22 protein-coding genes, 1 tRNA gene and 1 pseudogene are annotated in these 23,134 nt (G+C 71.0%); 13 read left to right on the top strand and 11 right to left on the bottom strand.

Annotated elements, in window-relative coordinates:
* Positions 1 to 3: 3 nt before the first annotated feature.
* The 6 genes from aqpZ to ACFFGH_RS26395 form a co-directional block, all read right to left on the bottom strand.
* Positions 4 to 756, bottom strand: a complete 753-nt coding sequence (gene aqpZ / locus ACFFGH_RS26420; RefSeq protein WP_386673948.1) for an aquaporin Z — start codon at positions 754 to 756, stop codon at positions 4 to 6.
* A 113-nt stretch (positions 757 to 869) separates the two neighbouring features.
* Positions 870 to 2,183 carry a DUF58 domain-containing protein gene (locus ACFFGH_RS26415; RefSeq protein ID WP_386673946.1) on the bottom strand — a complete coding sequence of 438 codons (1,314 nt, stop codon included), beginning with the start codon at positions 2,181 to 2,183 and terminating at the stop codon, positions 870 to 872.
* A gap of 2 nt (positions 2,184 to 2,185) precedes the next feature.
* Positions 2,186 to 3,142 carry an AAA family ATPase gene (locus ACFFGH_RS26410; protein ID WP_386673944.1) on the bottom strand — a complete coding sequence of 319 codons (957 nt, stop codon included), beginning with the start codon at positions 3,140 to 3,142 and terminating at the stop codon, positions 2,186 to 2,188.
* Between the two features lie 44 nt (positions 3,143 to 3,186).
* Complete coding sequence (locus ACFFGH_RS26405; RefSeq protein ID WP_386673942.1) at positions 3,187 to 4,386, bottom strand: DUF4350 domain-containing protein; 1,200 nt, start codon at positions 4,384 to 4,386, stop codon at positions 3,187 to 3,189.
* On the bottom strand, positions 4,383 to 5,030 hold the full coding sequence (locus ACFFGH_RS26400) for a DUF4129 domain-containing protein (RefSeq protein WP_386673940.1): 648 nt from the start codon (positions 5,028 to 5,030) through the stop codon (positions 4,383 to 4,385). Before ACFFGH_RS26400 ends, ACFFGH_RS26405 begins: the two co-directional genes overlap by 4 nt.
* Entirely contained in the window at positions 5,027 to 6,277 is a 1,251-nt protein-coding gene (locus ACFFGH_RS26395) for a DUF7847 domain-containing protein (RefSeq protein WP_386673938.1), read from the bottom strand. The genes ACFFGH_RS26400 and ACFFGH_RS26395 overlap by 4 nt, the downstream gene beginning before the upstream one ends.
* Positions 6,278 to 6,395: 118 nt before the next feature.
* Between ACFFGH_RS26395 and mtrA the strand changes: the two genes are divergently transcribed.
* The 6 genes from mtrA (at position 6,396) to secA (ending at position 15,022) form a co-directional block, all read left to right on the top strand.
* Positions 6,396 to 7,076 (top strand): MtrAB system response regulator MtrA, encoded by a 681-nt coding sequence (gene mtrA / locus ACFFGH_RS26390; protein ID WP_386673936.1) that lies wholly within the window; start codon positions 6,396 to 6,398, stop codon positions 7,074 to 7,076.
* A gap of 6 nt (positions 7,077 to 7,082) precedes the next feature.
* Positions 7,083 to 8,702, top strand: coding sequence for an MtrAB system histidine kinase MtrB (gene mtrB, locus ACFFGH_RS26385; protein WP_386673935.1), 1,620 nt, complete (start codon positions 7,083 to 7,085; stop codon positions 8,700 to 8,702).
* Positions 8,695 to 10,359 carry an LpqB family beta-propeller domain-containing protein gene (locus ACFFGH_RS26380; protein WP_386673932.1) on the top strand — a complete coding sequence of 555 codons (1,665 nt, stop codon included), beginning with the start codon at positions 8,695 to 8,697 and terminating at the stop codon, positions 10,357 to 10,359. The genes mtrB and ACFFGH_RS26380 overlap by 8 nt, the downstream gene beginning before the upstream one ends.
* A gap of 93 nt (positions 10,360 to 10,452) precedes the next feature.
* Positions 10,453 to 11,193 carry a ComF family protein gene (locus ACFFGH_RS26375; RefSeq protein ID WP_386673930.1) on the top strand — a complete coding sequence of 247 codons (741 nt, stop codon included), beginning with the start codon at positions 10,453 to 10,455 and terminating at the stop codon, positions 11,191 to 11,193.
* A 49-nt stretch (positions 11,194 to 11,242) separates the two neighbouring features.
* Positions 11,243 to 11,932 (top strand): ribosome hibernation-promoting factor, HPF/YfiA family, encoded by a 690-nt coding sequence (gene hpf / locus ACFFGH_RS26370; RefSeq protein WP_386673928.1) that lies wholly within the window; start codon positions 11,243 to 11,245, stop codon positions 11,930 to 11,932.
* A 246-nt stretch (positions 11,933 to 12,178) separates the two neighbouring features.
* Positions 12,179 to 15,022 (top strand): preprotein translocase subunit SecA, encoded by a 2,844-nt coding sequence (secA, locus tag ACFFGH_RS26365; protein ID WP_386673926.1) that lies wholly within the window; start codon positions 12,179 to 12,181, stop codon positions 15,020 to 15,022.
* Between the two features lie 58 nt (positions 15,023 to 15,080).
* Here the strand turns inward: secA and ACFFGH_RS26360 are convergent, their stop codons facing one another.
* Positions 15,081 to 15,581, bottom strand: a complete 501-nt coding sequence (locus ACFFGH_RS26360; protein ID WP_386673924.1) for a cupin domain-containing protein — start codon at positions 15,579 to 15,581, stop codon at positions 15,081 to 15,083.
* 94 nt (positions 15,582 to 15,675) lie between these two features.
* Positions 15,676 to 16,128: an Rv3235 family protein gene (locus ACFFGH_RS26355; protein ID WP_386673922.1), complete on the bottom strand. Its 453-nt coding sequence runs from the start codon at positions 16,126 to 16,128 to the stop codon at positions 15,676 to 15,678.
* Between the two features lie 220 nt (positions 16,129 to 16,348).
* On the opposite strand from ACFFGH_RS26355, the gene ACFFGH_RS26350 reads away from it, so the two are divergent.
* Positions 16,349 to 16,942: a hypothetical protein gene (locus ACFFGH_RS26350; protein ID WP_386673920.1), complete on the top strand. Its 594-nt coding sequence runs from the start codon at positions 16,349 to 16,351 to the stop codon at positions 16,940 to 16,942.
* Here ACFFGH_RS26350 and ACFFGH_RS26345 read toward each other — a convergent pair.
* On the bottom strand, positions 16,918 to 17,208 hold the full coding sequence (locus ACFFGH_RS26345) for a helix-turn-helix domain-containing protein (protein WP_386673918.1): 291 nt from the start codon (positions 17,206 to 17,208) through the stop codon (positions 16,918 to 16,920). The genes ACFFGH_RS26350 and ACFFGH_RS26345 overlap by 25 nt on opposite strands.
* Positions 17,209 to 17,295: 87 nt before the next feature.
* Here ACFFGH_RS26345 and ACFFGH_RS26340 point away from each other — a divergent pair, with 87 nt between their 5' ends.
* From ACFFGH_RS26340 to ACFFGH_RS26330, 3 genes are read left to right on the top strand one after another with little or no spacing between them, the layout of a single operon-like run.
* Positions 17,296 to 17,958, top strand: a complete 663-nt coding sequence (locus ACFFGH_RS26340) for a hypothetical protein (RefSeq protein WP_386673916.1) — start codon at positions 17,296 to 17,298, stop codon at positions 17,956 to 17,958.
* A gap of 2 nt (positions 17,959 to 17,960) precedes the next feature.
* Positions 17,961 to 19,193 carry a CpaE/TadZ family protein gene (locus ACFFGH_RS26335; RefSeq protein ID WP_386673914.1) on the top strand — a complete coding sequence of 411 codons (1,233 nt, stop codon included), beginning with the start codon at positions 17,961 to 17,963 and terminating at the stop codon, positions 19,191 to 19,193.
* Between the two features lie 4 nt (positions 19,194 to 19,197).
* Positions 19,198 to 20,721, top strand: a complete 1,524-nt coding sequence (locus tag ACFFGH_RS26330; protein ID WP_386673912.1) for a sensor histidine kinase — start codon at positions 19,198 to 19,200, stop codon at positions 20,719 to 20,721.
* 101 nt (positions 20,722 to 20,822) lie between these two features.
* Here the strand turns inward: ACFFGH_RS26330 and ACFFGH_RS26325 are convergent, their stop codons facing one another.
* Positions 20,823 to 21,071 carry a WhiB family transcriptional regulator gene (locus ACFFGH_RS26325; RefSeq protein ID WP_386673910.1) on the bottom strand — a complete coding sequence of 83 codons (249 nt, stop codon included), beginning with the start codon at positions 21,069 to 21,071 and terminating at the stop codon, positions 20,823 to 20,825.
* A gap of 193 nt (positions 21,072 to 21,264) precedes the next feature.
* Here ACFFGH_RS26325 and ACFFGH_RS26320 point away from each other — a divergent pair, with 193 nt between their 5' ends.
* Complete coding sequence (locus ACFFGH_RS26320) at positions 21,265 to 21,654, top strand: hypothetical protein (protein ID WP_386673908.1); 390 nt, start codon at positions 21,265 to 21,267, stop codon at positions 21,652 to 21,654.
* Between the two features lie 26 nt (positions 21,655 to 21,680).
* On the opposite strand, the gene bcp is transcribed toward ACFFGH_RS26320, so the two are convergent.
* On the bottom strand, positions 21,681 to 22,157 hold the full coding sequence (bcp, locus tag ACFFGH_RS26315) for a thioredoxin-dependent thiol peroxidase (protein WP_386673906.1): 477 nt from the start codon (positions 22,155 to 22,157) through the stop codon (positions 21,681 to 21,683).
* A 70-nt stretch (positions 22,158 to 22,227) separates the two neighbouring features.
* Here bcp and ACFFGH_RS26310 point away from each other — a divergent pair.
* Together ACFFGH_RS26310 and ACFFGH_RS26305 are read left to right on the top strand one after the other, a co-directional pair.
* Positions 22,228 to 22,300: transfer RNA gene (locus tag ACFFGH_RS26310), tRNA-Lys, on the top strand.
* Positions 22,301 to 22,425: 125 nt separating this feature from the next.
* Positions 22,426 to 22,806 (top strand): annotated as a pseudogene (locus ACFFGH_RS26305) (TetR/AcrR family transcriptional regulator C-terminal domain-containing protein); the annotation flags it as partial.
* Positions 22,807 to 23,134: the final 328 nt, after the last annotated feature.

Raw genomic sequence — 23,134 nt, 5'->3', positions numbered from 1 at the left:
CCCTCAGCGGCGCCGCGGGGCGCCCGCGGCGACAGCGCGCCGCTCGGCGAACAGCATCCGGTAGGTGAAGCCGGCAACGAGCGCGCCGAGGATGGGGAACACCAGGAACACCCACACCTGGGCCAGCGCGTCGGTTCCGCCGTAGACCGCCGTAGCGACGGACCGCGCCGGGTTCACCGAGGCGTTGCTCACCGGGATCGCCACCAGGTGGATGAGCACCAGCGCCAGACCGATGGCGAGCGGCGCGAACCCGGCCGTCGTCGACCCGGGGGCGGTCACGCCGAGGATGACGTAGAGGAACACCGCGGTGAGGATGAACTCGACCAGGAGCACGGCGATCAGGCCGAACCCGTCGGGGGAGAGGTTGTCGAAGCCGGTGGACGCGAACCCGCCCTCCTGAGCTGCCGAGAGGAACCCGTCCGGGCCGTTCGCGGCGATGGCGAAGAGCAGCGTCGTGGCGACGAGGCCCCCCACCAGCTGCGCGACGATGTACGGCAGGACGTCGCGCCAGGGCATCCGCCCTGCGGCTGCGGCGCCGACCGTCACGGCCGGGTTGAAGTGGCCGCCGGAGATGTGACCGACCGTGTAGGCGGCGGCAAGCACCGCGAGACCCGCCGCGAGCGCGACACCGAGGAACCCGGTGTTGTCCGACGCGTAGAGGGCCGTCCCGATGACGCCGAAGACCAGCGTGAAGGTGCCGAACACCTCCGCGATGAGCCGCTGCGTGAGGCCGTAGGGGGCCGAGTCCTGAGCCATGGTGAGGATTTCCGTTCCGGGAGCTGGTGTGGACATCCGCAGGGTATCGCAGACCCGGCCGTGCACCCAGGAGGCGCGGAGAGCGCATCCAGGATCGACTCGGAGCGCGCCCGTCAGAGCCGGCCGGCGGCCTTCAGCGCGAGATAGCGGTCCGCGAGCGCGGGCGGAAGCTCCGACGGCGACGCGGTGACCACGTCGCCGCCCAGCCGCCGGATCGCGGCGGCGACGCGCTCCGCGTCGAGGAGCGCCCGCTCCGCGGCCCCCGCCCGGTACACCTCGGTGCGGCTCGACCGTGCGCGCGTCGCCTCGAGCACGGCCGGATCGGTCGGGGATGCGACCACGACGGTGTGGGATCGGGTGAGCTGTGGCAGCACCGACAGCAGGCCGCGCGACGCCCCTGGGGCCTCGATGGAGGTGAGCAGCACCACGAGGGCACGGTGCGCCGTGACCGAGCGGACGAGCGCCGGCACGCCCGACCAGTCCGTCTCGAGCAGCTCCGGGTCGAGCGGCGCCATGGTGTCGACCATGGCGGAGAGCAACTCGGCGCCCGTGGCGCCCTGCACCCGACCGCGCACACGGCGGTCGTACACCACCAGGTCGACGCGGTCTCCGGCGCGGCTCGCAAGGGCCGCGAGCAGCAGACTCGCCTCGAATGCGGTGTCGATGCGCGGCTCGTTCCCGATCCGGGCGGCCGAGGTGCGGCCGCTGTCCACCACCAGCACCACGCGGCGGTCGCGCTCGGGCCGCCAGGTGCGCACCATGAGCTTCTGACCGCCGCCTTCCGGGTCGCTGCGTCTCGCGGTCGCCCGCCAGTCGATCGACCGGACGTCGTCGCCGCGCACATAGTCGCGCAGGCTGTCGAACTCGGTGCCCTGGCCGCGGATCTGCACGCTGGTGCGGCCGTCGAGCTCGCGCAGGCGGGCGAGCCGCGAGGGGAGATGCTTGCGGGAGGCGAACGGCGGCAGCACCCGGATGGCGCCGGGGACCACGGCGGTGGCCTGCCGGGCGGCGAGCCGGAGCGGGCCGAACGAGCGGACGGTGACGTGGGCGGCGCGGCGCTCGCCGCGACGGAAGGGGCGGAGCGTCGTGACGGTCCAGCGGCGCTCCGCGGCGGGGATCGTGATCCACGACCGCGTGGCGGCCGCCCCGGCGGACGGCGGCCAGCCGTCCCGGAGCACACCCCGGACGGTCCGGCGGCCGGGGTTCGTCACGAGCAGCCGCGCCTCGACGGTCTCGCCGAGACGCATGCGCGCCGGGAGCTCGCGGGTGAATGTGAGCTGCCGCGGCGACCCGGCGAGCAGCACGTCGACGACCGCGAGCAGCAGCGAAGCCGCTGCCCAGGCCACGGCGACGACGGGCAGGTTCGTGAGCACGGTGGGCACGACGCCGACCGCCAGCAGCAGCACGAACCACCCGGAGACCGCCATCGTCAGATCGGCACCCGGACCTGCTGCAGGATGCCCCGAAGCACCGAATCCGGGAACACCCCCTCCAGCTCCGCCTCCGGGCGCAGCTGGATGCGGTGGCGCAGCACCGGCAGCGCCATCGCCTGGATGTGGTCCGGCGTGATCGCGTCGAAGCCCTGCAGCCACGCCCACGCCTTCGACGCGGCGAGCAGGGCCGTGGTGCCGCGGGGGCTCACCCCGAGCTTCACCGACGGGCTCTGCCGGGTCGCGCGGGCGAGATCCACCGCGTAACCCAGCACGTCGGGGCTCGCGCCGACCCGGCCGACCGCCTCGCGGGCTGCCGCGAGCTCCGCCGCGTCGAGCACCGGAGTGACACCGGCGGCCGCGAGGTTCCGCGGGTCGAACCCGGCGGCGTGCCGGGTGAGCACCTCGATCTCCGCGTCACGGGCCGGCACATCGAGCACCAGCTTCACCAGGAACCGGTCCAGCTGAGCCTCTGGCAGCGTGTAGGTCCCCTCGTACTCGACCGGGTTCTGGGTGGCCGCGACGAGGAAGGGCGCCGGCAGCTTGCGGGTCATGCCGTCCACTGACACCTGGCGCTCCTCCATCGCCTCGAGCAGCGCGGACTGCGTCTTCGGCGGCGTCCGGTTGATCTCGTCCGCGAGCAGGATGTTCGTGAACACCGGGCCCTGACGGAACTCGAACTCGCCGGCCTTCGCGTCGTAGACCATGGATCCGGTGACGTCACCCGGCATGAGGTCGGGGGTGAACTGCACGCGCTTGGTGTCGAGCCGCAGCGCATGGCTGAGGGTGCGCACGAGCAGCGTCTTCGCGACACCCGGGACGCCCTCCAGCAGGACGTGTCCTCCCGCGAGGAGGGCGATGATCAGGCCCGTCACGGCCCCGTCCTGCCCGACGACCGACTTGCCGACCTCGCTGCGCACCCGTGCGAGCGACTGGCGGAGCTCGGTATCTGTCATGTGCTCATTCTCCCGGTGGTTTCGAAACGCCGCCGCGCGGCTGCTCAACCCGAGGGTCGGGTGTCGGTTGCGAGCGCGGCCCGCAGGTCGCGCTCGAGGACAAGGAGGTCGTCCGACAGCCGCACCAGCTCGCCGTCGGTGGCCGGGTCCGCGTCGAGCAGCAGGTGCCGCACCTGCTGCGGGTCCCGCCCGGTGCGCTCCGCGGTCGCCCACGCGACATCGTCGACCGACGCCGAGCGGCCGAGCCGGAGCGCCGACGCGAGGCGCGAGACCGTGCCGACGCGCAGCGCGTCGAGGGCGCGCCGCCGGGCGGAGGAGCGCTGGTAGAGGCGCGCGCGACCCTCCATGGTCTCGCTGGCGCGGACGACGACGGGCAGGTTCTCGACCACGAGGGGGCCAAGCCGGCGTCCGCGCCAGAACGCGGCCGCGAGCACCGTGAGGGCGAGCAGCACCACTGAAGGGGTCACCCAGCGCGGCGACAGCTCGCCGAGGGACGGCGGCGCGGCGACGTCATCGAGGCCGGGCAGGTACCAGACGAGCACGTCCGTACGGCCCAGCAGTCCCAGTGCGAGGGCGGCGTTGCCCTGTTCGACCACGAACTCGTTGGTGAGGGCGTCGCCGGCGCCGAGCACGGTGACGGTGCGGTCCCCGTCCTGCAGCTGGACGAGTGAGAAGGAGCCGGACTCGCCCTCGAGGCACGTGGTGGCCCGGTCCGCCGTGTCCGTGAGGGTGTACCCCTCGGTCGCGCGGGTCACCTCTCCCGCGCGCTGCACCGCGGGAACGCGGCAATCGGCGCGCAGCACCCCGTCCGGCGTGTCGCCGAGCTCGACGCCCGGTGCGAGATCGTCGAGTTCCGCCTGGCCGGGGTTCACCACGATCAGGTCGGCCCCGGTGCCCGCGAGCCGCTCGCGCATCTCCCGGTCGAGGAGGCCCTCGTCGTAGAGCAGGACCGTGGCGGACTCGGAGTCCTCAGCCGCATCGAGCGTCTCGCTGAGGTTTTCGGTGAAGCGCACGTCGACGCCCTGGCTGCGCAGCACTTCCGCGACGGCGCGGCCGCCCGCGGGCGCGGCGTTCTCGGGGGAGAGGTATGCCCCGGGCACGCCGGCGCCGGCGATCGCCATCGACACGAGCGCCAGCAGCAGGGTGAACAGCGCCGCGGCGATCCAGAACAGCCAGCGGCGGGCGGTCGTGCGTACGGTGGGGGTGAGGACGTGGCTTCCCGCCGCCGGGGGCGGGCCGCTCACGCCGGGACCGCCGCGGTGCTCGGGGCCGCGGGGCGGGCTGAGCGGAGCTCGCGCTCAAGCGACAGCACCGCGTCGAAGCGGTCTGCCGACCCTGGAATCCCGAGGTAGCGCACCTCGTCGAAGATCCGGGCGGCACCCCGCAGACGGTCGGCGAACGCGGGGAAGGCGGCGCCCGCCCGCTCGGCCAGGTGGTGCGCGGTGGTACCCGGGCTCGTGGTCAGCACGGCGCGCTCCGCCAGGCCCCGCGCGATCGCGCGGAACAGCTCCTCGATGGCGAGGGTCCAGTCGCCCCGTGAGGCGGCCGCATCCGCCGCGCGCCGGAGCTCCGCAGCATCACGCTCGTCGGTTTCGCCGAACACCGCACCGAACGCGGAGCTCCTGCGGTTCAGGCGCGGCGAGCCGAAGAGGACGAAGGCGAGCACAACGCCGCCGAGGATCAGGAGCCCGAGAAGCACCAGGGTGAGCACGGGAGGACCGCCGAAGCCGCCCTCGAAGAGCGATGTGATCCAGTCCCAGACAGCCTGGGACGCCCGGTCGAACCAGTTCGGCTTCGCGCGCTCGTAGGCGGGTTTCGACAGCTCGTCGAGCAGCCACTCCCGCGCGTCGGGTGCGTCCGGCTCGACCGGGACGGTGATCGGGATCATGCCCAGGCGGCGCCCTCGCCCTGGGCACCGGCCGGCGGCGCCACGGCGCCTCCCGGCAGGAGGTATGGGTCGGCGGCGGCAGGGTTGCCCGCTGCGCGCTCCTCGACGAAGTGCTGCAGCCGCAGGTCCAGGCCCTCCTTGCGCATCCGCAAGTCGATGTAGATGAGGGCCGCCGTCGCAGACTGCACCACCGACGTGACGGCCGCGATCAGCGCGGACACCATGAGCAGCAGCAGGTACGACAGGCCGCCGATCACCAGAACGGGGGTCGGATCGCCCGTCGGCGCGAAGATGCCGGGGAGGATCGCGAAGACCACCGAGAACGGTGCGGTGATCACATTGCCGGCGACGCCCAGAATGACGGCCACGAGCAGCGTGATGCCGAGGACGCGCCAGAAGAAGTTGCGGGTGAGCGACCAGGAGCGGCGAACCGCGTCGCCGATCGTCAACCGTTCCAGCATGATCGCGCTCGGCACGAGCGACAGCTTGGTCCCGAGCCAGAAGAACACCACGACGACACCGATGAACAGCAGGATGCCGAGCAGCACACCGGCGACGACCCCGGCCTGCCCGCCCACGGCGACGATCGCGACCACGATCCCGACGAGGATCGCGAGTCCGACGACCACGATGCCGGTGACGGCCAGCACCCAGCCGACGAGCGCCCAGATGCGCCCACGGCCGAGTCGCCAGAGGCCGGCGAGCCGCAGCTTCTCACCGACGGTGCCGCGCGCGACCTCGAGCACGATGACGCCCTGCAGCAGCGCGACGGCGATCAGGGAGAACACGACCGGGATGATGCTCGCAAGCAGCACGGCGCTGATCGCGCCGGCGAAGAGGGCCTCCTGATCCTCTGTGGCCGCCGACGCGGCCCGGCCCACCGCGTAGACCGTGACGAGGCCCACCACGAGCACCGTGACCAGTGTCACAACGCCCTGGACGAGCAGCGCGGCGCCGAAGGTCGGCTTCGGGTTCCGGCGAAGCACCTGGAACGACGCGGTGAGGATGGTGCCCAGGCTCATCGGCCGCAGCGGGATGAGCCCCGGCTTCGGCGGCGGCGCCCACGCGGCGCCGTTCGCGGGGCTCGGCGGGGGGAAGGCACCCGGGTGGCTCGCACCGGGCGGGGGCGGCTGCTGGCCCGGAGCGCCCCAGCCGGATGGCGGCGCCGGCTGACCCGGAGCGCTCCAGTCGCCGGGCGGCGGCGGGACTGGGCTGCCCGGCGCCTGCCACTGCTGGTCGTCGCTCACGGAACCTCCTCGCCACCGGCGCCGTCCGGTCGCCGACCCTATGGTTTCACACGCCTGTGGCGCCCGATGGTTACCGATACGCTGGAATTCTTGAGGCCCCGTACCCGAGCAGAGGACCATGACCGCCCGAATCCTGGTAGTCGACGATGACACCGCCCTGGCCGAGATGCTGGGCATCGTGCTGCGCGCCGAGGATTTCGATCCGAGCTTCTCCGCCGACGGCGAGGCCGCGATCGCCGACTTCCGCTCCTCCAAGCCCGATCTGGTGCTGCTCGACCTCATGCTGCCGGGCGTCGACGGGATCGAGGTGTGCCGGCGCATCCGGGCCGAGAGCGGAGTCCCCATCATCATGCTGACCGCACGCAGCGACACGATGGATGTGGTCCGTGGCCTCGAGAGCGGTGCCGACGACTACGTCGTCAAGCCGTTCAACCCGAAGGAGCTGGTCGCCCGCATCCGCACCCGGCTCCGGGAGACGCCGGCGGTCGCCGCGGAGACCCTGCAGATCGGGGACCTGGTGATCGACGTGGCCGGGCATGAGGTGCGGCGTGCGGACCAGAAGATCAACCTCACCCCGCTCGAGTTCGAGCTGCTGCTCGCGCTCGCGATGAAGCCGCAGCAGGTGTTCACCCGCGAGATGCTGCTCGAGCAGGTGTGGGGCTACCACTACAAAGCCGACACGCGGCTCGTGAACGTGCATGTGCAGCGGCTGCGGGCGAAGGTCGAAGAGGACCCGGACAACCCGCAGATCGTGATGACGGTGCGGGGCGTCGGCTACCGCGCCGGCGTCAGCACGTGAGTCTCGATGCGCACGATCCGCTGGCGGGCTGCACTGGATCGGGTGACCAGGCTGTGGCGGTCGTCGCTCGAGGCGCGCACCGTGGCCATCACGGTGCTGCTCTCGGGGGCCGCGGTCACGCTGATCGGCAGCTACATGTCGACGAGCATCCGGAACAACCTGTTCGACTTCCGCCTGGATCAGCTGGAGAGCATCAGCCAGACGGCCGCAACGCAGTTCCAGAATGCGCTCAACACCGCGGTGGAGCAGGGTGGGGTGGCCGCCCTCGAGGCCGCGAGCGACCCGGCCTTCCTCGCCATTCAGCGGACGGCGGCCGTTCCCGGCAGTGAGACGGCGGTCGCGCTGATGCGCAGCGCCGACCAGGACGGACAGCGGCTGCTGGTGGACCTCGCGAGCCAGGGCTTCGAGCCGGAGAACGTGATCACCGAGGAGCTCCGCGCGGCGGTGCGAGCGGACACCGAGCGCCGGATCTACAGCCAGTCGGTGTCCCTCCCTCTCGACAGCGACCGGGAGATTCCCGCCCTAGCGTTCGGCACACCCATCGACGTGCTGGACTCCGACCGCTACGAGCTGTACTTCGTCTACGACCTCAGTGAGGCCCAGCGCACCCTCGACCTCGTGCAGCAGACGCTGATCCTCGGCAGCTTCGCGCTCGTCCTCCTCATCGCGGCCGTCACCTGGGTGGTGGTGCGCTGGGTCATCGCGCCGGTGCGGCTCGCCGCCGAGACGAGTGAGCGGCTCGCCGCCGGGCAGCTGGAGCAGCGCATCCCCGTGCGGGGTGAGGATGTGATCGCCACGCTCGGACGTTCCTTCAACCGGATGGCGGAGAGCCTCCAGCAGCAGATCACGCGGCTGGCGACGCTCTCACAGGTGCAGCAGCGCTTCGTGTCCGACGTCTCGCACGAGCTGCGGACGCCGCTCACCACCATCCGGCTCGCCGGCGATGTGCTGTACGACCAGCGGGCGGGCTTCCCGCCGACCACGGCGCGGACCGCGGAACTGCTGCGCACCCAGATCGACCGGTTCGAGCTGCTGCTCTCCGACCTGCTGGAGATGAGCCGCTACGACGCCGGAGCGGTGCAGCTGGAGACCGAGCCGACGAGCCTCGTGCCGCTCGTCGAGGACAGCATCGACGCCATGCGCCCGCTCGCCGCGTCGAAGGGCACGGCGCTGCGGATGGTGGCGCCGGGCGGCTACTTCGAGGCCGACGTCGACGCCAGGCGGATCCGCCGCATCCTGCAGAACCTGCTGGCGAACGCGGTCGACCACGGTGAGGGCAAGCCGATCGTCGTGCACGTCGACAGCGACCAGCACGCCGTCGCCATCGCGGTGCGCGACTACGGCGTCGGCATGCCGCCGGACGCCGTCGCCAAGGTGTTCGACCGCTTCTGGCGCGCCGATCCATCGCGGCAGCGCACCACCGGCGGCACCGGCCTCGGCCTCGCCATCTCGCTCGAGGACGCGGCGCTGCACGGCGGGTGGCTGGAGGCGTGGTCGCAGGAAGGCGAGGGATCCTGCTTCCGGCTCACCCTTCCCAGGGTCCGCGGGGAGAGACTGGAGTCGTCGCCGCTGCCGCTGCCGCCGCACGACGAAGTCCCGCCACGGAAGGACGAGGATGATGCGTAGAGCCGCCGTCGCCGCCCTCGCCCTGCTGCTCGCCCTCACCGGGTGCGCCGGATTCCCCACGAGCGGCGGTGTGGGGATCGGCGAGGTGATCAGCGAGGAGTTCGACTCCGGGATCGTGTTCGGGCCAGACGGGCCGCAGGAGGGTGCCACGCAGGAGGAGATCCTGAACGGCTTCCTGCAGGCCGCGGTCGCACCCGGCCGGCGCTACCAGATCGCCCGCCAGTTCCTCGACGAGCGCATCCGGGAGGAATGGAACCCGAACGAGCTCGTCAGCATCCGGGATGACGCCGGCACCATCACGCGGACCAACCGCACGACGCTGTCGTACTCGTTCGTCGCGTCCGCCTACGTGGACCCGGACGGCATCTACAGCGAGGAGGCCCCCACCACCCAGCGGTTCGAGGTCCAGTTCACGGAGAACGAGGACGGGGAATGGCGGATCAGCGACGTGCCCGACGGCATCGTGCTCGCCTCCGTGCGGTTCGACTCGGTGTTCGACGACTTCCCGCTCTGGTTCTTCGACCCCAGCTTCGCCTACCTCGTGCCGGATGTCCGCTGGTTCGCCACCGGCCGGTCGGACCTCGAGTCCGCCGTCGTCGGTGAGCTGCTCGGCGGCCCCGCGCCCTACCTCGGCCAGGGGGCTGTGGTGACCGCGTTCCCGCCGGGGACCGTCCGCGGAGACGTCGTGGAGATCGACGACGGGACCGCGACGGTCGACCTGAGCGGGGAGGCGGCGGAGACCGCGGAGCTCGAGCGGGACCGGATGCGTCAACAGCTCACGGAGACGCTGCGCGGCCAGTTCAACGTCACGGGCGCCGAGATCACCGTCGAGGGCATCGCCCTGCCGACGCCGGACGTCCCGGGTCCGGACGCGATCACGAAGCCCAACGTGGAGGGGTCGCCGCTGGTGCTGCGCGACGGCGAGTTCGGGTATGCCACCGGGGACAGCACGATGCCCATCGCCGGCATCAGCGGCCAGGTGGAGAGCCTCCAACCGACCGCGGTCACCTACGCCGGGGACTCATCCGTCGCCGTGGTGCGGAACGCGGACGGCGTGGTCCTCGTCCGGACCGGGACCGAGCCGCTGCTGATCGACCAGCGCGCCGGACTCGTGCCGCCGTCCCTCGACCCCATGGGGTTCGTCTGGTCCGCCCGCGAAGCGAGCGCCACCTCGATCAAGGCGTTCGACTTCGCCAGGGGGTCGTACGAGATCCGGTCGAACCTGCCGTCGGATGCGCGGATCGTCGCGATGCGGGTGTCGCGTGACGGCGCCCGGATGCTGCTGGCGCTCGAGACTTCGACCGGTCCGCGGCTCATCGTGAAGGGAATCGTGCGTGAGGGCACCGTGCCGGTCGGCCTCACCGCCGAGACGCTCGCGTTCCCGATAGCCGACGGAACACCGCTCGACGCCGCCTGGGTGGACGAGCGGTCCGTCGCGCTCCTGGCCGACGAGGCGGCCGCTCGCACCGTCACCCGCTTCGACGTCGGCGGACCTCGCGAGCGGCTCGGCGTCGCGGCGGGAGGGACGGTCATCGCGGGCGGGAACGGTGGGGTCGGCGGCCTTCGCGTGCTGGCCGACGGGGTGCTCCTGCAGCGGCGCGGCACCTCGTGGCTGCCGACCCGCGTCGAGGCGTCCGTGCTGGCCGAGCAGAGGTGACCGCCCCTCCTCCACCCGCCGCTTCGCCGCGTGCCGGTCCCCGAACCCGACGCCGCGCCGGCTGCCCGTGCGGGAGCGGCACAGGCTGAAGGGATGACGTCCGCCGCTCGTGCCGCCCTGCCGCACGCAGTGCGGAGCGCACTGCTCGACGCCTGGGCGGTGCTGGCGCCGGTCGAGTGCGCTGGGTGCGGGCGGCCGGACCGGGCGGTGTGCCGCTCGTGTCGTGCGGCGCTCGAGCCGGCTCTGGTTCGCCGGTCGCTTCCCGACGGGACGCCTGCCGTCGCGGCGCTCGACTACACCGGCGTGCTCCGGGCGATGGTGCTCGGCTACAAGGAGGGCGACCGCACGGACACCGCCCGCGTGCTGGCCGGTCCGCTCGCGATGGCGGTCGCCGCCGCCCGGGACCTTCCGGGTGGCGCGGCCGCGGAGCTCGTTCCGGTTCCCACGTCCGCCGCCGCCTATCGCAGGCGGGGGTACGACCCCGTCCGGCTGCTGCTCCGCCGCGCCCGGCTGCCCGCGTGCAGGGTGCTGCGCCGCACCCGCGGACGCATCGCGCAGAAGGCGCTCGGCTCCGGCGAACGACGGCGGAACGCCGCCGGAACGATGCGCGCCAGGCGACCGCTCGGCGGCCGCACCTTCGTGCTGGTGGACGACGTGCTCACCACCGGCGCGACGCTCCAGGAGTGCGTGCGGGCCGTCCGGGCGGCCGGCGGGGTGGTCGTCGGCGCGGCCGCGCTCGCCTCGACACCGCTCCGCTCCGGGCGCGCGGATCCTCTTCCAGAATCCCCAGGGACTTTCCCGGCCCAGACGACTAGGTTCGTCCCAAGGCGCTGAACTCCGCCTGACACCTCGGGCGGGGCGCTGAGGGAACGAGGAGGTCGCAGTGGACGTAACCATCACCGGGCGAAACGTGGAGATCACGGATCGCTTCCGCGATTACGCGACGGAGAAGTCCGACAAGGTCACCCATCTCGATCCGAAGGCGCTCGCCTTCGAGGTGAAGGCGATCCGGCGAGCCGAGTCCCGAGGGGCCAAGGGGGACGACCGTGTGGAGCTTACGGTCATCTGCAAGGGTCCGATCGTGCGGGCTGAGGCGGAAGGCTCCGACAAGTACGTCGCGTTCGACCTGGCGATGGAGAAGCTGCTCGAGCGGATGCGGCAGTCGAAGGACCGCCGCAAGATCCACTGGGGCCACAACCGTCCGACCTCGCTGCGTGAGGCGCAGGAGAGCGACTTCAGCGTCATCGACATCACCCCGGCGCCGGTCGAGCTGATCGAGAAGGTCGCCACCGGTTCGGTTCCCGTTCAGACCGGCGCCGAGGAGCCGGATTACAACCCCGTCGTGATCCGCACGAAGGTCTTCGCGTCCGAGCACATGACCGTGAGCCAGGCGGTCGACCGGATGGAGCTCGTCGGCCACGACTTCTTCCTGTTCATCGACAGCGAGACCGACCGGCCGAGCGTCGTGTACCGCCGGAAGGGCTGGGACTACGGCGTCATCGGGCTCGAGGAGCAGAGCCCGAACGGGGAGGTCGAGGACACCCGCGAGCTCCGCCGCGTCGGGTCGCGCTGACCGGGCGGCACTGAACCACAGGTCCAGTTCCGGTCCGGTGTGCCCGCCTGGGCGGTGACACCGGACCGGAACGGGAAACACCGGCGTGGCGTGTCGTGAACGGCCACTCGGAGGCGCCGACCAAGTGGAGTTGCTACGATTACGCGGCGGGGCTGTGCCCCGCGGCGGGCGGTATTCCGCCCGGGACCCAAGAGCCGACGCGAGCCCTGCGCCGGTCGGCTGGCCCTCGCCCGATGGGAGTAATCGGTGGCAAACGTTCTCGAAAAGGTCCTGCGCGTCGGCGAGGGCCGCACCCTCCGCCGGCTGAAGGCGTATGCGGAGGCGGTCAACTCCCTCGAGGAGGACTTCAAGCACCTCACCGACGATGAGCTGAAGCACGAGACCGTGGAGTTGCGGGAGCGCTACGCCAGCGGCGAGTCGCTGGACGACCTGCTGCCGGAGGCGTTCGCCGCGGTGCGGGAGGCGTCGGTGCGGACGCTCGGACTCCGGCACTTCGACGTGCAGCTGATGGGCGGTGCCGCGCTGCACCTCGGCAACATCGCCGAGATGAAGACGGGTGAGGGCAAGACCCTCGTCGCGACGCTCGCCGCCTACCTCAACGCGATCGCATCGCGCGGCGTGCACGTCATCACCGTCAACGACTATCTCGCCGGCTATCAGTCGGAGCTGATGGGGCGCATCTACCGGGCACTCGGCATGACGACCGGCTGCATCCTCTCCGGCCAGACACCCGAGGTCCGTCGGCAGCAGTACGCCGCGGACATCACCTACGGCACCAACAACGAGTTCGGCTTCGACTACCTGCGCGACAACATGGCCTGGCAGGCGACCGACATGGTGCAGCGCGGCCACTTCTTCGCCATCGTCGACGAGGTCGACTCGATCCTCATCGACGAGGCCCGCACCCCGCTCATCATCTCCGGTCCCGCGTCCGGTGAGGCGAACCGCTGGTTCACCGAGTTCGCCAACATCGCGACCCGCCTGGTCGAGGGCGAGGATTTCGAGGTCGACGAGAAGAAGCGCACCGTCGGCGTGCTGGAGCCAGGCATCGAGAAGGTCGAGGATTACCTCGGCATCGACAACCTCTACGAGTCGGCGAACACCCCGCTGATCTCCTTCCTCAACAACTCGATCAAGGCCCGCGCCCTGTTCAAGCGCGACAAGGACTACGTCGTGATGAACGGCGAGGTGCTGATCGTCGACGAGCACACCGGCCGCATCCTCGTCGGCCGTCGCTACAACGAGGGCATCCACCAGGCGATCGAGGCGAAGGAGGGCGTCGCGGTCAAGGCCGAGAACCAGACCCTCGCCACCATCACGCTGCAGAACTACTTCCGTCTCTACAAGAAGCTCTCCGGCATGACCGGCACCGCCGAGACCGAGGCGGCGGAGTTCATGAGCACCTACAAGCTCGGTGTGGTCGCCATCCCCACCAACAAGCCGATGCTGCGGCAGGACCAGTCGGACCTCGTCTACAAGAACGAGCAGGCGAAGTTCGACCAGGTGGTCGGGGACATCGTCGAGCGCCACCAGAAGCAGCAGCCTGTGCTGGTCGGCACGACGAGCGTCGAGAAGAGCGAGCATCTGTCGCGGATGCTGGCGAAGCGCGGCGTCAAGCACGAGGTGCTGAACGCGAAGAACCACGCCCGCGAGGCGGCGATCATCGCGCAGGCCGGACGACTCGGCGCGGTCACCGTCGCCACCAACATGGCAGGCCGCGGCACCGACATCATGCTCGGCGGCAACGCCGAGTTCCTCGCCGTCGCGGAGATGAACCGTCGCGGCCTCAGCCCGGTGGACACGCCTGAGGAGTACGAGGCCGAGTGGGATGCGGTCTTCGACCGGGTCAAGGCAGAGGTGCAGGCCGAGGCGGACAAGGTCATCGCGGTCGGTGGGCTCTACGTGCTGGGCACCGAGCGGCACGAGTCCCGCCGCATCGACAACCAGCTGCGCGGCCGCTCCGGCCGTCAGGGCGACCCTGGCGAGAGCCGGTTCTACCTCTCGCTGCAGGACGACCTGATGCGGCTGTTCAACGCCGGCGCGGCCGAGAGCCTGATGGGCCGCAGCAACGTGCCCGACGACCTCGCCATCGAGTCGAAGGTCGTCAGCCGCGCCATCCGGTCCGCACAGTCGCAGGTGGAGGCCCGGAACGCGGAGATCCGGAAGAACGTGCTGAAGTACGACGACGTGCTGAACCGCCAGCGCGAGGCGATCTACAGCGACCGCCGCCACATTCTCGAGGGCGACGATCTGCACGACCGCGTGCAGAAGTTCCTCGATGATGTGATCACCGAGGTCGTCGACGCCCACACCTCCGAGGGCACCAGCGACGACTGGGATCTCGACGCCCTCTGGACGGAGCTGAAGACGCTCTTCCCGGTGTCCATCACGATCGACGAGGTGCTGAGCGAGGCGGGCAACCGCATCACCAGCTCCTTCATCTCCCAGGAGGTGCTCTCCGACGCGAAGATCGCCTACGCCAAGCGGGAGGAGCAGCTCGGCTCGGTCGCCATGCGGGAGCTCGAGCGCCGGGTGGTGCTCAGCGTGATCGACCGCAGGTGGCGCGACCACCTGTACGAGATGGACTACCTCAAGGACGGCATCGGTCTGCGCGCGATGGCGCAGCGCGACCCGCTGGTCGAGTACCAGCGCGAGGGCTTCGCCCTGTTCCAGAACATGATGGGGCAGATCCGCGAGGAGACCATCGGGTTCCTGTTCAACCTCGAGGTCGAGGTGACCGGTGCCGAGGGCCAGGCGCGGGTCGCGGCCAAGGGCCTCGCCGGCTCCGCCGCTCCGGCCGAGCGGCTGCAGTACTCGGCGCCGAGCGCCGACGCTCAGGGTGAGGTCGAGGTGCGCAATCAGCGCGGACAGGTGCAGCAGGCCGCCACCGCGCGCGCCCAGCAGGCGCAGGCTGTGCAGAGCGCACAGCTCCGCCCGGGCGCCGGCCGTGCGCCGGGAGGCGCAGCGACCGCCACGCAGGAAGCACCGACGGAGCGCGGTGCGTTCGGCCAGCGCGAGTCCGGCCAGCCGGCCGCCGCGCCCGTGAACCGCGCTCAGCGCCGCGCTGAGGAGAAGAAGAAGGGCCGCTAGCGCAGCCCGGACCGCCGGCGGGCACCCATCCGCGGTGGCCGTCGCCGAGCTGCTTCGCTCAGCTGGGCGGGTCGGGCTCCGGGTAGCGCAGGCCGTGCTCCTCGCACAGCCTGAGGATGCTCTCGAAGTCGAACTCGACGCCATACCGGGCGCCCATGGCGGCCAGGTGGTCGGGTTCCGGCTCGCCCTCGAGGCCGCCCAGCTCCTGGAAGAAGCGCTCGAACCCGCCTGGGGCGATGATCTCGAGGATGCGGCACGGCCGGTCGTCAGGGTTCCAGAAGGTGTGCCACTGGCCGCGGGGCTTGACCAGCAGGGAGCCGGCTTCGACGGTCACCACCGATCCGTCCAGCTCAGCTCCCATTCGCCCCTCCAGCACGAAGGAGTACTCGTCCTCGCGGCTGTGCCGATGCAGCGGCGCGGCCAGCCCTCGTGCGGGGACGGGATGCTCGACGATGGAGACGGGGCTGCTCGCCTGGTCGCCGGCGAGTAGAAACCGGACGCCGAGGCTCACGAGGTCGAGCGTGGTGCCGTCTCGCGGTCCGATCACGTGGGGTGGCATCGTCCTGCTCCATTCGCCGAAGTGGCCGCCAGCGTAGTGGTGAGGCAGGCGCTCCTCAAGCGGATCCGGAATGGGCGGGCGCATGCGCGCCGGCTCACAGCACGTGGATCGCGGTCGCCCGCCAGCGCGAGTCGAGTCCCTCCAGCCGGATCGCCACGGCGCGGGTGCGCGCCCGACCGCGGACGATGACGACCGCCTCCACCACGCCGTCCGACGGCTCGCAGATGCGCGTGGCGCCGATCGAGAACGCGGGCCGTGCCGGCGCCTGCCCGCGGGCCTGTCGTGCTCGCGTCGCCAGCACCACCCGTTTCAGCAGGTGCCGGTAGACGTCATCCGACACCCACCGGGCGATCTGCTCGAGATCACGGGCGCCCGCCAGGATCTCCACCGCGCATCTTGTGAGGTTCTCGAGCAGCGGCGCCGGGTTCGGCAACGTGGCCGTCGACGCGGGCTGCTGCCCGAAGAACTCGTCGGGGATGATCCTGGTGCGCGCGCGGACTGGGCCGCGCGCTCCTGATCCGGGGTCGCGAGGCAGTGGGTCGGTCATCGCCGATGTCCTTCGGGTCGGATTCGGGTCGCGTGCCCCTGTCGGGGTGAGGACACTCAACAGCATCGGCCGATGTGATGTCCACGCCCCCGCTAGGGGGCTGGGGATAGTTTGCCCGCCGGCCGGCGCCTCCGCCGCCGCTGTGGAGAACCGCTGCGCCGCGGTCCGCGTGGCGCTACGGTCGCCGCGTGAGTCTTCCCGAGCCGCCGGTCGGCGTCTGATGCGGTGGGAGAACCTGTTCCAGGACCTCGAGGGGCAGCTGGAGCAGGAGCTCGACGCCGAGGAGCTCGAGCTGCGCGCGGAGGAGGAGCGCCTGAGGATCGGCCGGATGACGCTCCGCGACCGGATCGTCGCCGCGTCCGGTGATGGCACGTCCGTCGAGCCGCTGCGGCTCGTCCTCAGCGACGGCGCACGCCTTGAGCTGCGGCTCACCGCCTACGGGCGCGATTGGGTCGCGGGCGAGGCGGTCGGCGAGCTGCGGCGGCACGGTCCCGTCGTGGTGCCCCTCGGGTCGATCGCAACGGTGCTGCTCGACTCGGATCAGCTCGGGCACAGCCTCACCGCCGCCCCGGCGGGGGCGTCCCCTCCGCTCGCGGACCGGCTCGGTCTCGCCTTCGTGCTGCGGACCGTGTGCCGGAGGCGGTCGGCGGTCGACCTGGTGCTGACGGACGGCCGCGTGCACGGCACGGTGGACCGGGTCGGGCGGGACCACCTCGATCTCGCGGTCCACGAGCCCGGCCTGCCACGCCGCCGAGACGCCGTCCGGCAGGTGAGGCTGGTGCCGTTCGCTCAGCTGGTGCTGGTGCGGATCTGACCGCCGGACAGTTCCGGAAGGCTCGCGAAGTCCGACTGCTTCCAGAGGCTGCGGCGACGGCTCTCCTCGTACATCGCCTCGATGTACGACTCCAGCACGCTGCGCTCGACGCGCCAGCGGCCACCGCCGGCCCCCACCTTGATGGCGGGCAGCTCGCCGGAGCGCACCAGCGCGTATGCCTGGCCCAGCGAGATGTTGAGCACCTCAGCGGTGTCGGCGAGCGTCAGGAAGCGTCCAGGCACACCCCTGGAGTCGGTCTCCGTCATGCACCGATTATGAGCACCGCGTCTCCTCCCGCACCGGCATGTGGATAAGTCGCGGGCTCCGCTCCCCGATCCGGCGACGATGAACCCATGGTGAGGTTCCGGTGGGCGGCACGAGGGCGGGTGGATGGGCGGACGCCGGGACCGCGTCGGCGGTTCGCGATCGACCCCCGGCTCGTTGTCGGCGCGATCCTCGTCGCCGGGTCGGTTGCGGGCGTCAGCTGGATCGTCGGCTCTGCGGACCGGACCGTCGCGGTCTACGCCGCGAGATCGGCGCTCTATCCGGGCGACCGGGTCACCGCGGGGGACCTCGCGGTCACCCGGGTGCGCCTCGGTGCTGAAGCGGAGCGCTACCTCTCCGTCGCCGACCTGCCCGCGGACGGCGCCGTGATCAGCCGCGCCGTCGGGGAGGGCGAGCTGCTGCCGTCAGCCGCCGTCGGGGCGGCCGAAGGAGCGAGCTCGGCCGCCGTGGTGGTGCAGCTGTCCGGACCGCTGAGCGGTGCGGCGCGCCCGGGGACCGCCGTCGACCTGTGGGCCGCCGAGCGGCTGGAGAGTTCCCGGTTCGGCCCGCCCGCGGTGCTCGTGCCGGGCGCCACGATCGTCCGTGTCGTCGAGGAGGACGGACTCATGGCCGGCTCCGGTGTCGCGCTGGAGGTGCTCGTGCCGCGCACATCGGTGGCCCGCCTGCTCGAGGCGGTTTCCAACGAGGACGCCGTGGCCGCGGTGCCCGTGTCTGTGCCGCTCGGGAACTGAACGTGCGCATCGCGCTCTGTCTCCCGGTCGCGCTCGAGAACGAGCTCGCGCGCGAAGCCGTGCTGAGCGGGCACCGGATCGTGGTGCGCTCCGACGCCGCGGACGAGCTCGCATCCCGGCTGGCCGATTCGTCGCCCGACGCCGTCCTCGCCTCCGCTGGACACCGCTATCTCAACGCACGGCTCCTCGCCGAGAGCGACGCCGTCGGCGCGCGACTCGTCGCCCTGACGGCGAGCGCGGCGGAGCGCCGGCATGTGGCGGAGCTGGGCCTTCTGGAGACCGTGGAGGCGACGGCCGGCTGGGATCGCATCGAGGCGCTCGCCACCGCCGCCACGTCGGCCGCCCCAGGTGCTGGACGGAACGCGCCGGGTCGGGTGATCGCCATCTGGGGGCCGCCGGGAGCGCCAGGACGCACCACGATCGCGGTCAGCCTGGCCGCCGAGCTTGCCGCGACCGGGGCGGACGTGCTGCTCTGCGACGCCGACACCCACAGCGCCTCGATCGCGCCCGCGCTGGGGCTCCTCGATGAGTCCCCGGGCTTCGCCGCCGCGTGCCGGCTCGCGGGCAACGGCACGCTGACCGCGCGGGAGCTCGACCGGGTCTCGCAGCGCTACGAATCCTCCACGGGCGCATTCCGGGTGCTCACCGGCATCGGCCGGCCGAGCCGCTGGCCCGAGCTCTCGGCCGAGCGGGTGGAGGAGACCCTCCAGCAGTGCCGGCGGGCCGCCGACTACACGGTGCTCGATATCTCGGCGAGCCTCGAGCACGACGAGGAGCTCACCAGCGACCTGGCGGCACCGCGAAGGAACGCCGCCACGATCACTGCGGTGCGCACCGCCGACGAGGTGATCGCGGTCGGCGCCGCGGACCCCTTGGGCCTCGCCCGGTTCCTTCGGGGCCATGTGGACCTGCTCGAGACCGCGACCACCGACACGATCACCGTCGTGGTGAACAAGGTGCGGGCGAGCGCGATCGGCATGACCCCGCACAGCCAGATCGCCTCCACCCTGCACCGCTTCGGCGGGATCGCCTCACCGGTTCTGATCCCATACGACCGCCAGGCGGTTGACGCCGCCCTGCTCAGCGCCCGTACGCTCCCCGACGCCGCGCCGCGCTCCGCTGCCCGCACCGCCATCCGCGACCTGGCCGTGAAACGCATCCTGCCTCCCGTCGCAACTCCCGCCAGCCGACAATCTCGGCGCCGCCTGAACGCCCGGCTGGGCGGGCTACCCTAGGAGCGTGTCGACCCTCTCCGATCTGGTCCTCGCGCAGGGGCGCTCGAGCGAGGCCGACGTCGAGTGGCTGCACCTCCTGGTGGGGGACTGGCAGCTGCTCGCGGATCTCGCCTTCGCGGACATCGTGCTGTGGGTGCCCACCGCGGGCGGCAGCTTCGTCGCCGTCGCGCACGCTCGTCCGTCGAGCGCCGCGACGCTGTTCTACCGTGACTTCGTCGGCCACGAGGTGAAGCCGGAGTGGCGGCAGCAGATCACGCAGGCGTTCGAGACCGGCCAGATCGTCGACTCGTCGGCGCCCGACTGGTACGAGGAGACTCCGACGCGGGTGCGCGCGGTGCCGGTGCTGCGGCGGCTGCGGCCGAGCGGTGCGGCGACCACGGACATCCCGATCGGTGTGATCACGCGGCATTCGAATCTCAGTGAGACCCGCACACCCAGCCGTCAGGAGCTCACCTTCAACGAGTGCGCGAACGAGCTGTTCCGCATGATCGCGAACGGCGACTTCCCTGATCTGAACGCACCGAGCGGTCCGCGCCGCGGCGCCCCGCGCGCCTCCGACGGCCTGATCCGTCTCGACGTCGACGGCATGGTCACCTTCGCCAGCCCGAATGCGCTGTCGGCGTTCAACCGGATGGGCTTCGCCGGGGAGCTCGAGGGCGAGTCGCTCGCCGAGGTCACCACGAGCCTGCTCACCGGCAAGATGGTGGTCGACGAGTCGCTGCCGCTGGTGGTCACCGGCCGGGCGCCGTGGCGCACCGACATCGAGTCGCGCGGGGTGACCGTGTCCCTGCGGACAATCCCGATCCGGGATCGCGGTGACCGGAAGGGTGCGATCGTGCTCTCCCGCGACGTCACCGAGGTGCGGCACCAGGAGCGCGAGCTCATCACCAAGGACGCCACCATCCGGGAGATCCATCACCGGGTGAAGAACAACCTGCAGACCGTGGCGTCGCTGCTGCGCATCCAGGCCCGACGCACCCACAGTGAGGGCGCCAAGGAGGCGCTCACGCAGGCCATGCGCCGAGTCGCGGCCATCGCGGTGGTGCACGACACGCTCTCCGAGGGCCTGAACCAGGACGTGAACTTCGACCAGGTGTTCGACCGGGTGCTGCTGCTCATCGCGGAGGTGGCGTCGAGTCACACCACCACGGTCCGTCCCAAGTCGACGGGCAGCTTCGGGGACCTGCCGAGCGAGTACGCGACGCCGCTCGCGCTCGCGTTGACCGAGCTCGTCACCAACGCCGTCGAGCACGGGCTCGCCGGCCGCCGTGACGGTGAGGTCGAGATCATCGCCAAGCGCAGCGACGACGCGCTCTCCGTGAAGGTGCGGGACAACGGCGGTGGCCTGCCAGAGGGGAAGGTCGGTTCGGGCCTCGGCACGCAGATCGTGCGCACGCTCATCCAGGGTGAGCTGGGCGGGACGATCGACTGGCACACCCTGCACGGCGAGGGAACCGAGGTCACGATCGACGTGCCGCTGTTCCACCTCGCACGTCGCGACGGTGTTCCGGTCGGCGCCGGCCGCTAGCTCACAGGCGCCACTTCGGTACGGACGCCGTCGACAGCGGGCTGCCGGCTGAGCACGCGGCGCTGTACCCCGTTTTCCGGGGATCGCCGATGCGGTTGGAGCTAGGAGGCGCGGCGCGCGCGGGCCGCGCGGCGCTTGAGCGCGCGGCGCTCGTCCTCGCTGAGGCCGCCCCACACGCCGTAGTCCTGGTTGGTCTCGAGCGCGTACTGGAGGCACACCTCGGTGACGTTGCAGCGGGCGCAGACGGTCTTGGCCTTCTCGATCTGGTCGACAGCCGGGCCGGTGTTCCCGACCGGGAAGAACAGCTCGGGGTCTGCGGTGAGGCAGGCGGCTTTGTCGCGCCAATCCATGACGTGGTACTCCTTCGGATGTTGCATGAACACGCGAACACGAGGGTGCTCGGTGCGGACGGTGGTCGCCAGCCGGGAAGCCTGAACAGAGGATGTGTTCCCGGGGCCCGTCCACTACCCTGTGGGCGTCGCAACCTCATTCAGGTTTTCATACCTGTGCATCGAGGTCAACCCTTTTTACGGAGAGATAGCTGTGAGCGAACGACCAAGAACGGTGCCGGTCGTTGTGCTTTCTGCACTAATTTTCCTCGAGGCCGCCCTCGTTGTGGGGGCAACAGCGTTCCTCGTCTTCGAGCTGATGACGATGACTCCGCAGAGCCTCGCGAGCGCGCTCGCGCTGACAGTGCTCACCGCTCTGGCCGCGGTCTGGGTTCTCGCCATCGCGGTCGGGCTGCTCCGCGGACGGGCGTGGAGCAGGGGAGCGGCGGTCGTCTGGCAGGTGCTGCAGATCGCCGTGGCGGTCGGGGCGTTCCAGGGATCGTTCGCCCGTGCCGAGGTCGGCTGGCTGCTGCTCGTGCCGGCGCTCGTTGCGCTGGTGCTGCTGTTCAGCAGGCCCGTAGTCGAGTGGACCCGCCGGCACTAGCCGACGGGGTACAACCCGCCCAGGACTCAGGCGTCGAGCTTGAGCTTCTTGCGCAGGCTTGCGACGTGCCCGGTGGCCTTGACGTTGTAGAGCGGCAGTGTCACGGTGCCCGCTTCGTCGATCACGAACGTGGAGCGAAGTACCCCGGTCACGGTCTTGCCGTACATCGACTTCTCGCCGTAGGCACCGTACAGCTGGTGCACTGTGAGGTCGGTGTCGCTCAGCAACGGGAAGTTGAGGTGCTCCTCGTCGCGGAACTTCTTGAGCGGCTCGGCCTCGTCCTTCGAGATGCCGAGCACGGTGTAGCCGGCGCCCCTCAGCGAGTTGAGGCTGTCGCGGAAGTCGCACGCCTCGGTGGTGCAGCCGGGGGTGCTGGCGGCCGGATAGAAGTAGAGGATCACCTTCTGGCCGCGCAGGTCTGCGAGGGAGATCTGGTTGCCATCGGCGTCCGGGAGCGTGAATTCGGGTGCCGTTGCGCCTGTATCGAGCCTCGCGTCTGCCATGGTTCTCCTCGTCTCGCTGTGCGTCTTTGCTCATGCTAATCTTGCTTCTCGGCCCGGGTTCTCGGGTCGCGCACCTCTAGCTCAATTGGCAGAGCAACTGACTCTTAATCAGTGGGTTCCGGGTTCAAGTCCCGGGGGGTGTACTTCAAAGATGTGTTCCTTCGTTTGATTGGTGACATCGCGTCTTCGCCTGATCGGTGTCGGTGTTTGAGGGCACTTCTTCCGTCGGCTCGCCCATAGACCGGCGGGCGAGAGCCGTCCGTGGACGCTCGGGATGATGGAATCGCCCCCCAACCCCGGCGCAGCGCTGCTGCAGCACCACGACCGGCTGCTCGGCGTGCTGATGACCGACGGCTTCAGCGCGGCGCTCGCAACGCATGCGTTCTCGGCGGTCGACGCCTACGTGTACGGGTTCGCACTGACCGAGACGAGCCTGCCGTTCGAACCGGGGGATGGCGCCGAGGAGGCATTCGCCCTCAAGGTCGCGGCGTCGGCGGAGCTGTATCCGCACATCGCGCGCTCGCGCGCCGAACTGTTCGGCGATGGCGGTTACGCGTTCGCGGACGAGTTCGACTACGGGTTGGAGCTGCTGCTCGAGGGCCTGGAGCGTCGGGTCGCCGACGAGAGCGCCGCGCTGCGCGAGCAGTAGCGCATCCCTCTGCGCTTCACCGCGATCGGATGCCGTGTAGGGCGCGCGAAAGGGTATTGCCGGCGCGATGGCCGACGAGGCCGACCGAGCGTCGGGCTAGCTCGAAATGCGCACTCTGGCCGCGTCGTCGTCGCTCATGAGGCAAGCGTGAAGATGCCACTTGAGTTATCCGCAAAGAACTCGAACAGGTGAGGGATCGGCGGCCTTGACGGAGGAGTCGCCGAAATCGGCCTCGGTCCCGGCGTCAGCTTGTTGTGCGGGCGGGCCCGAGGGCGCGCAACCGCCGCCGACCTGCCCGGCCGGTGGCGATCGGGCTCACAGGCTGACC

The sequence above is a fragment of the Lysobacter korlensis genome, from assembly GCF_042434515.1.
This window is presented reverse-complemented; position numbering and strand designations above follow the sequence as displayed.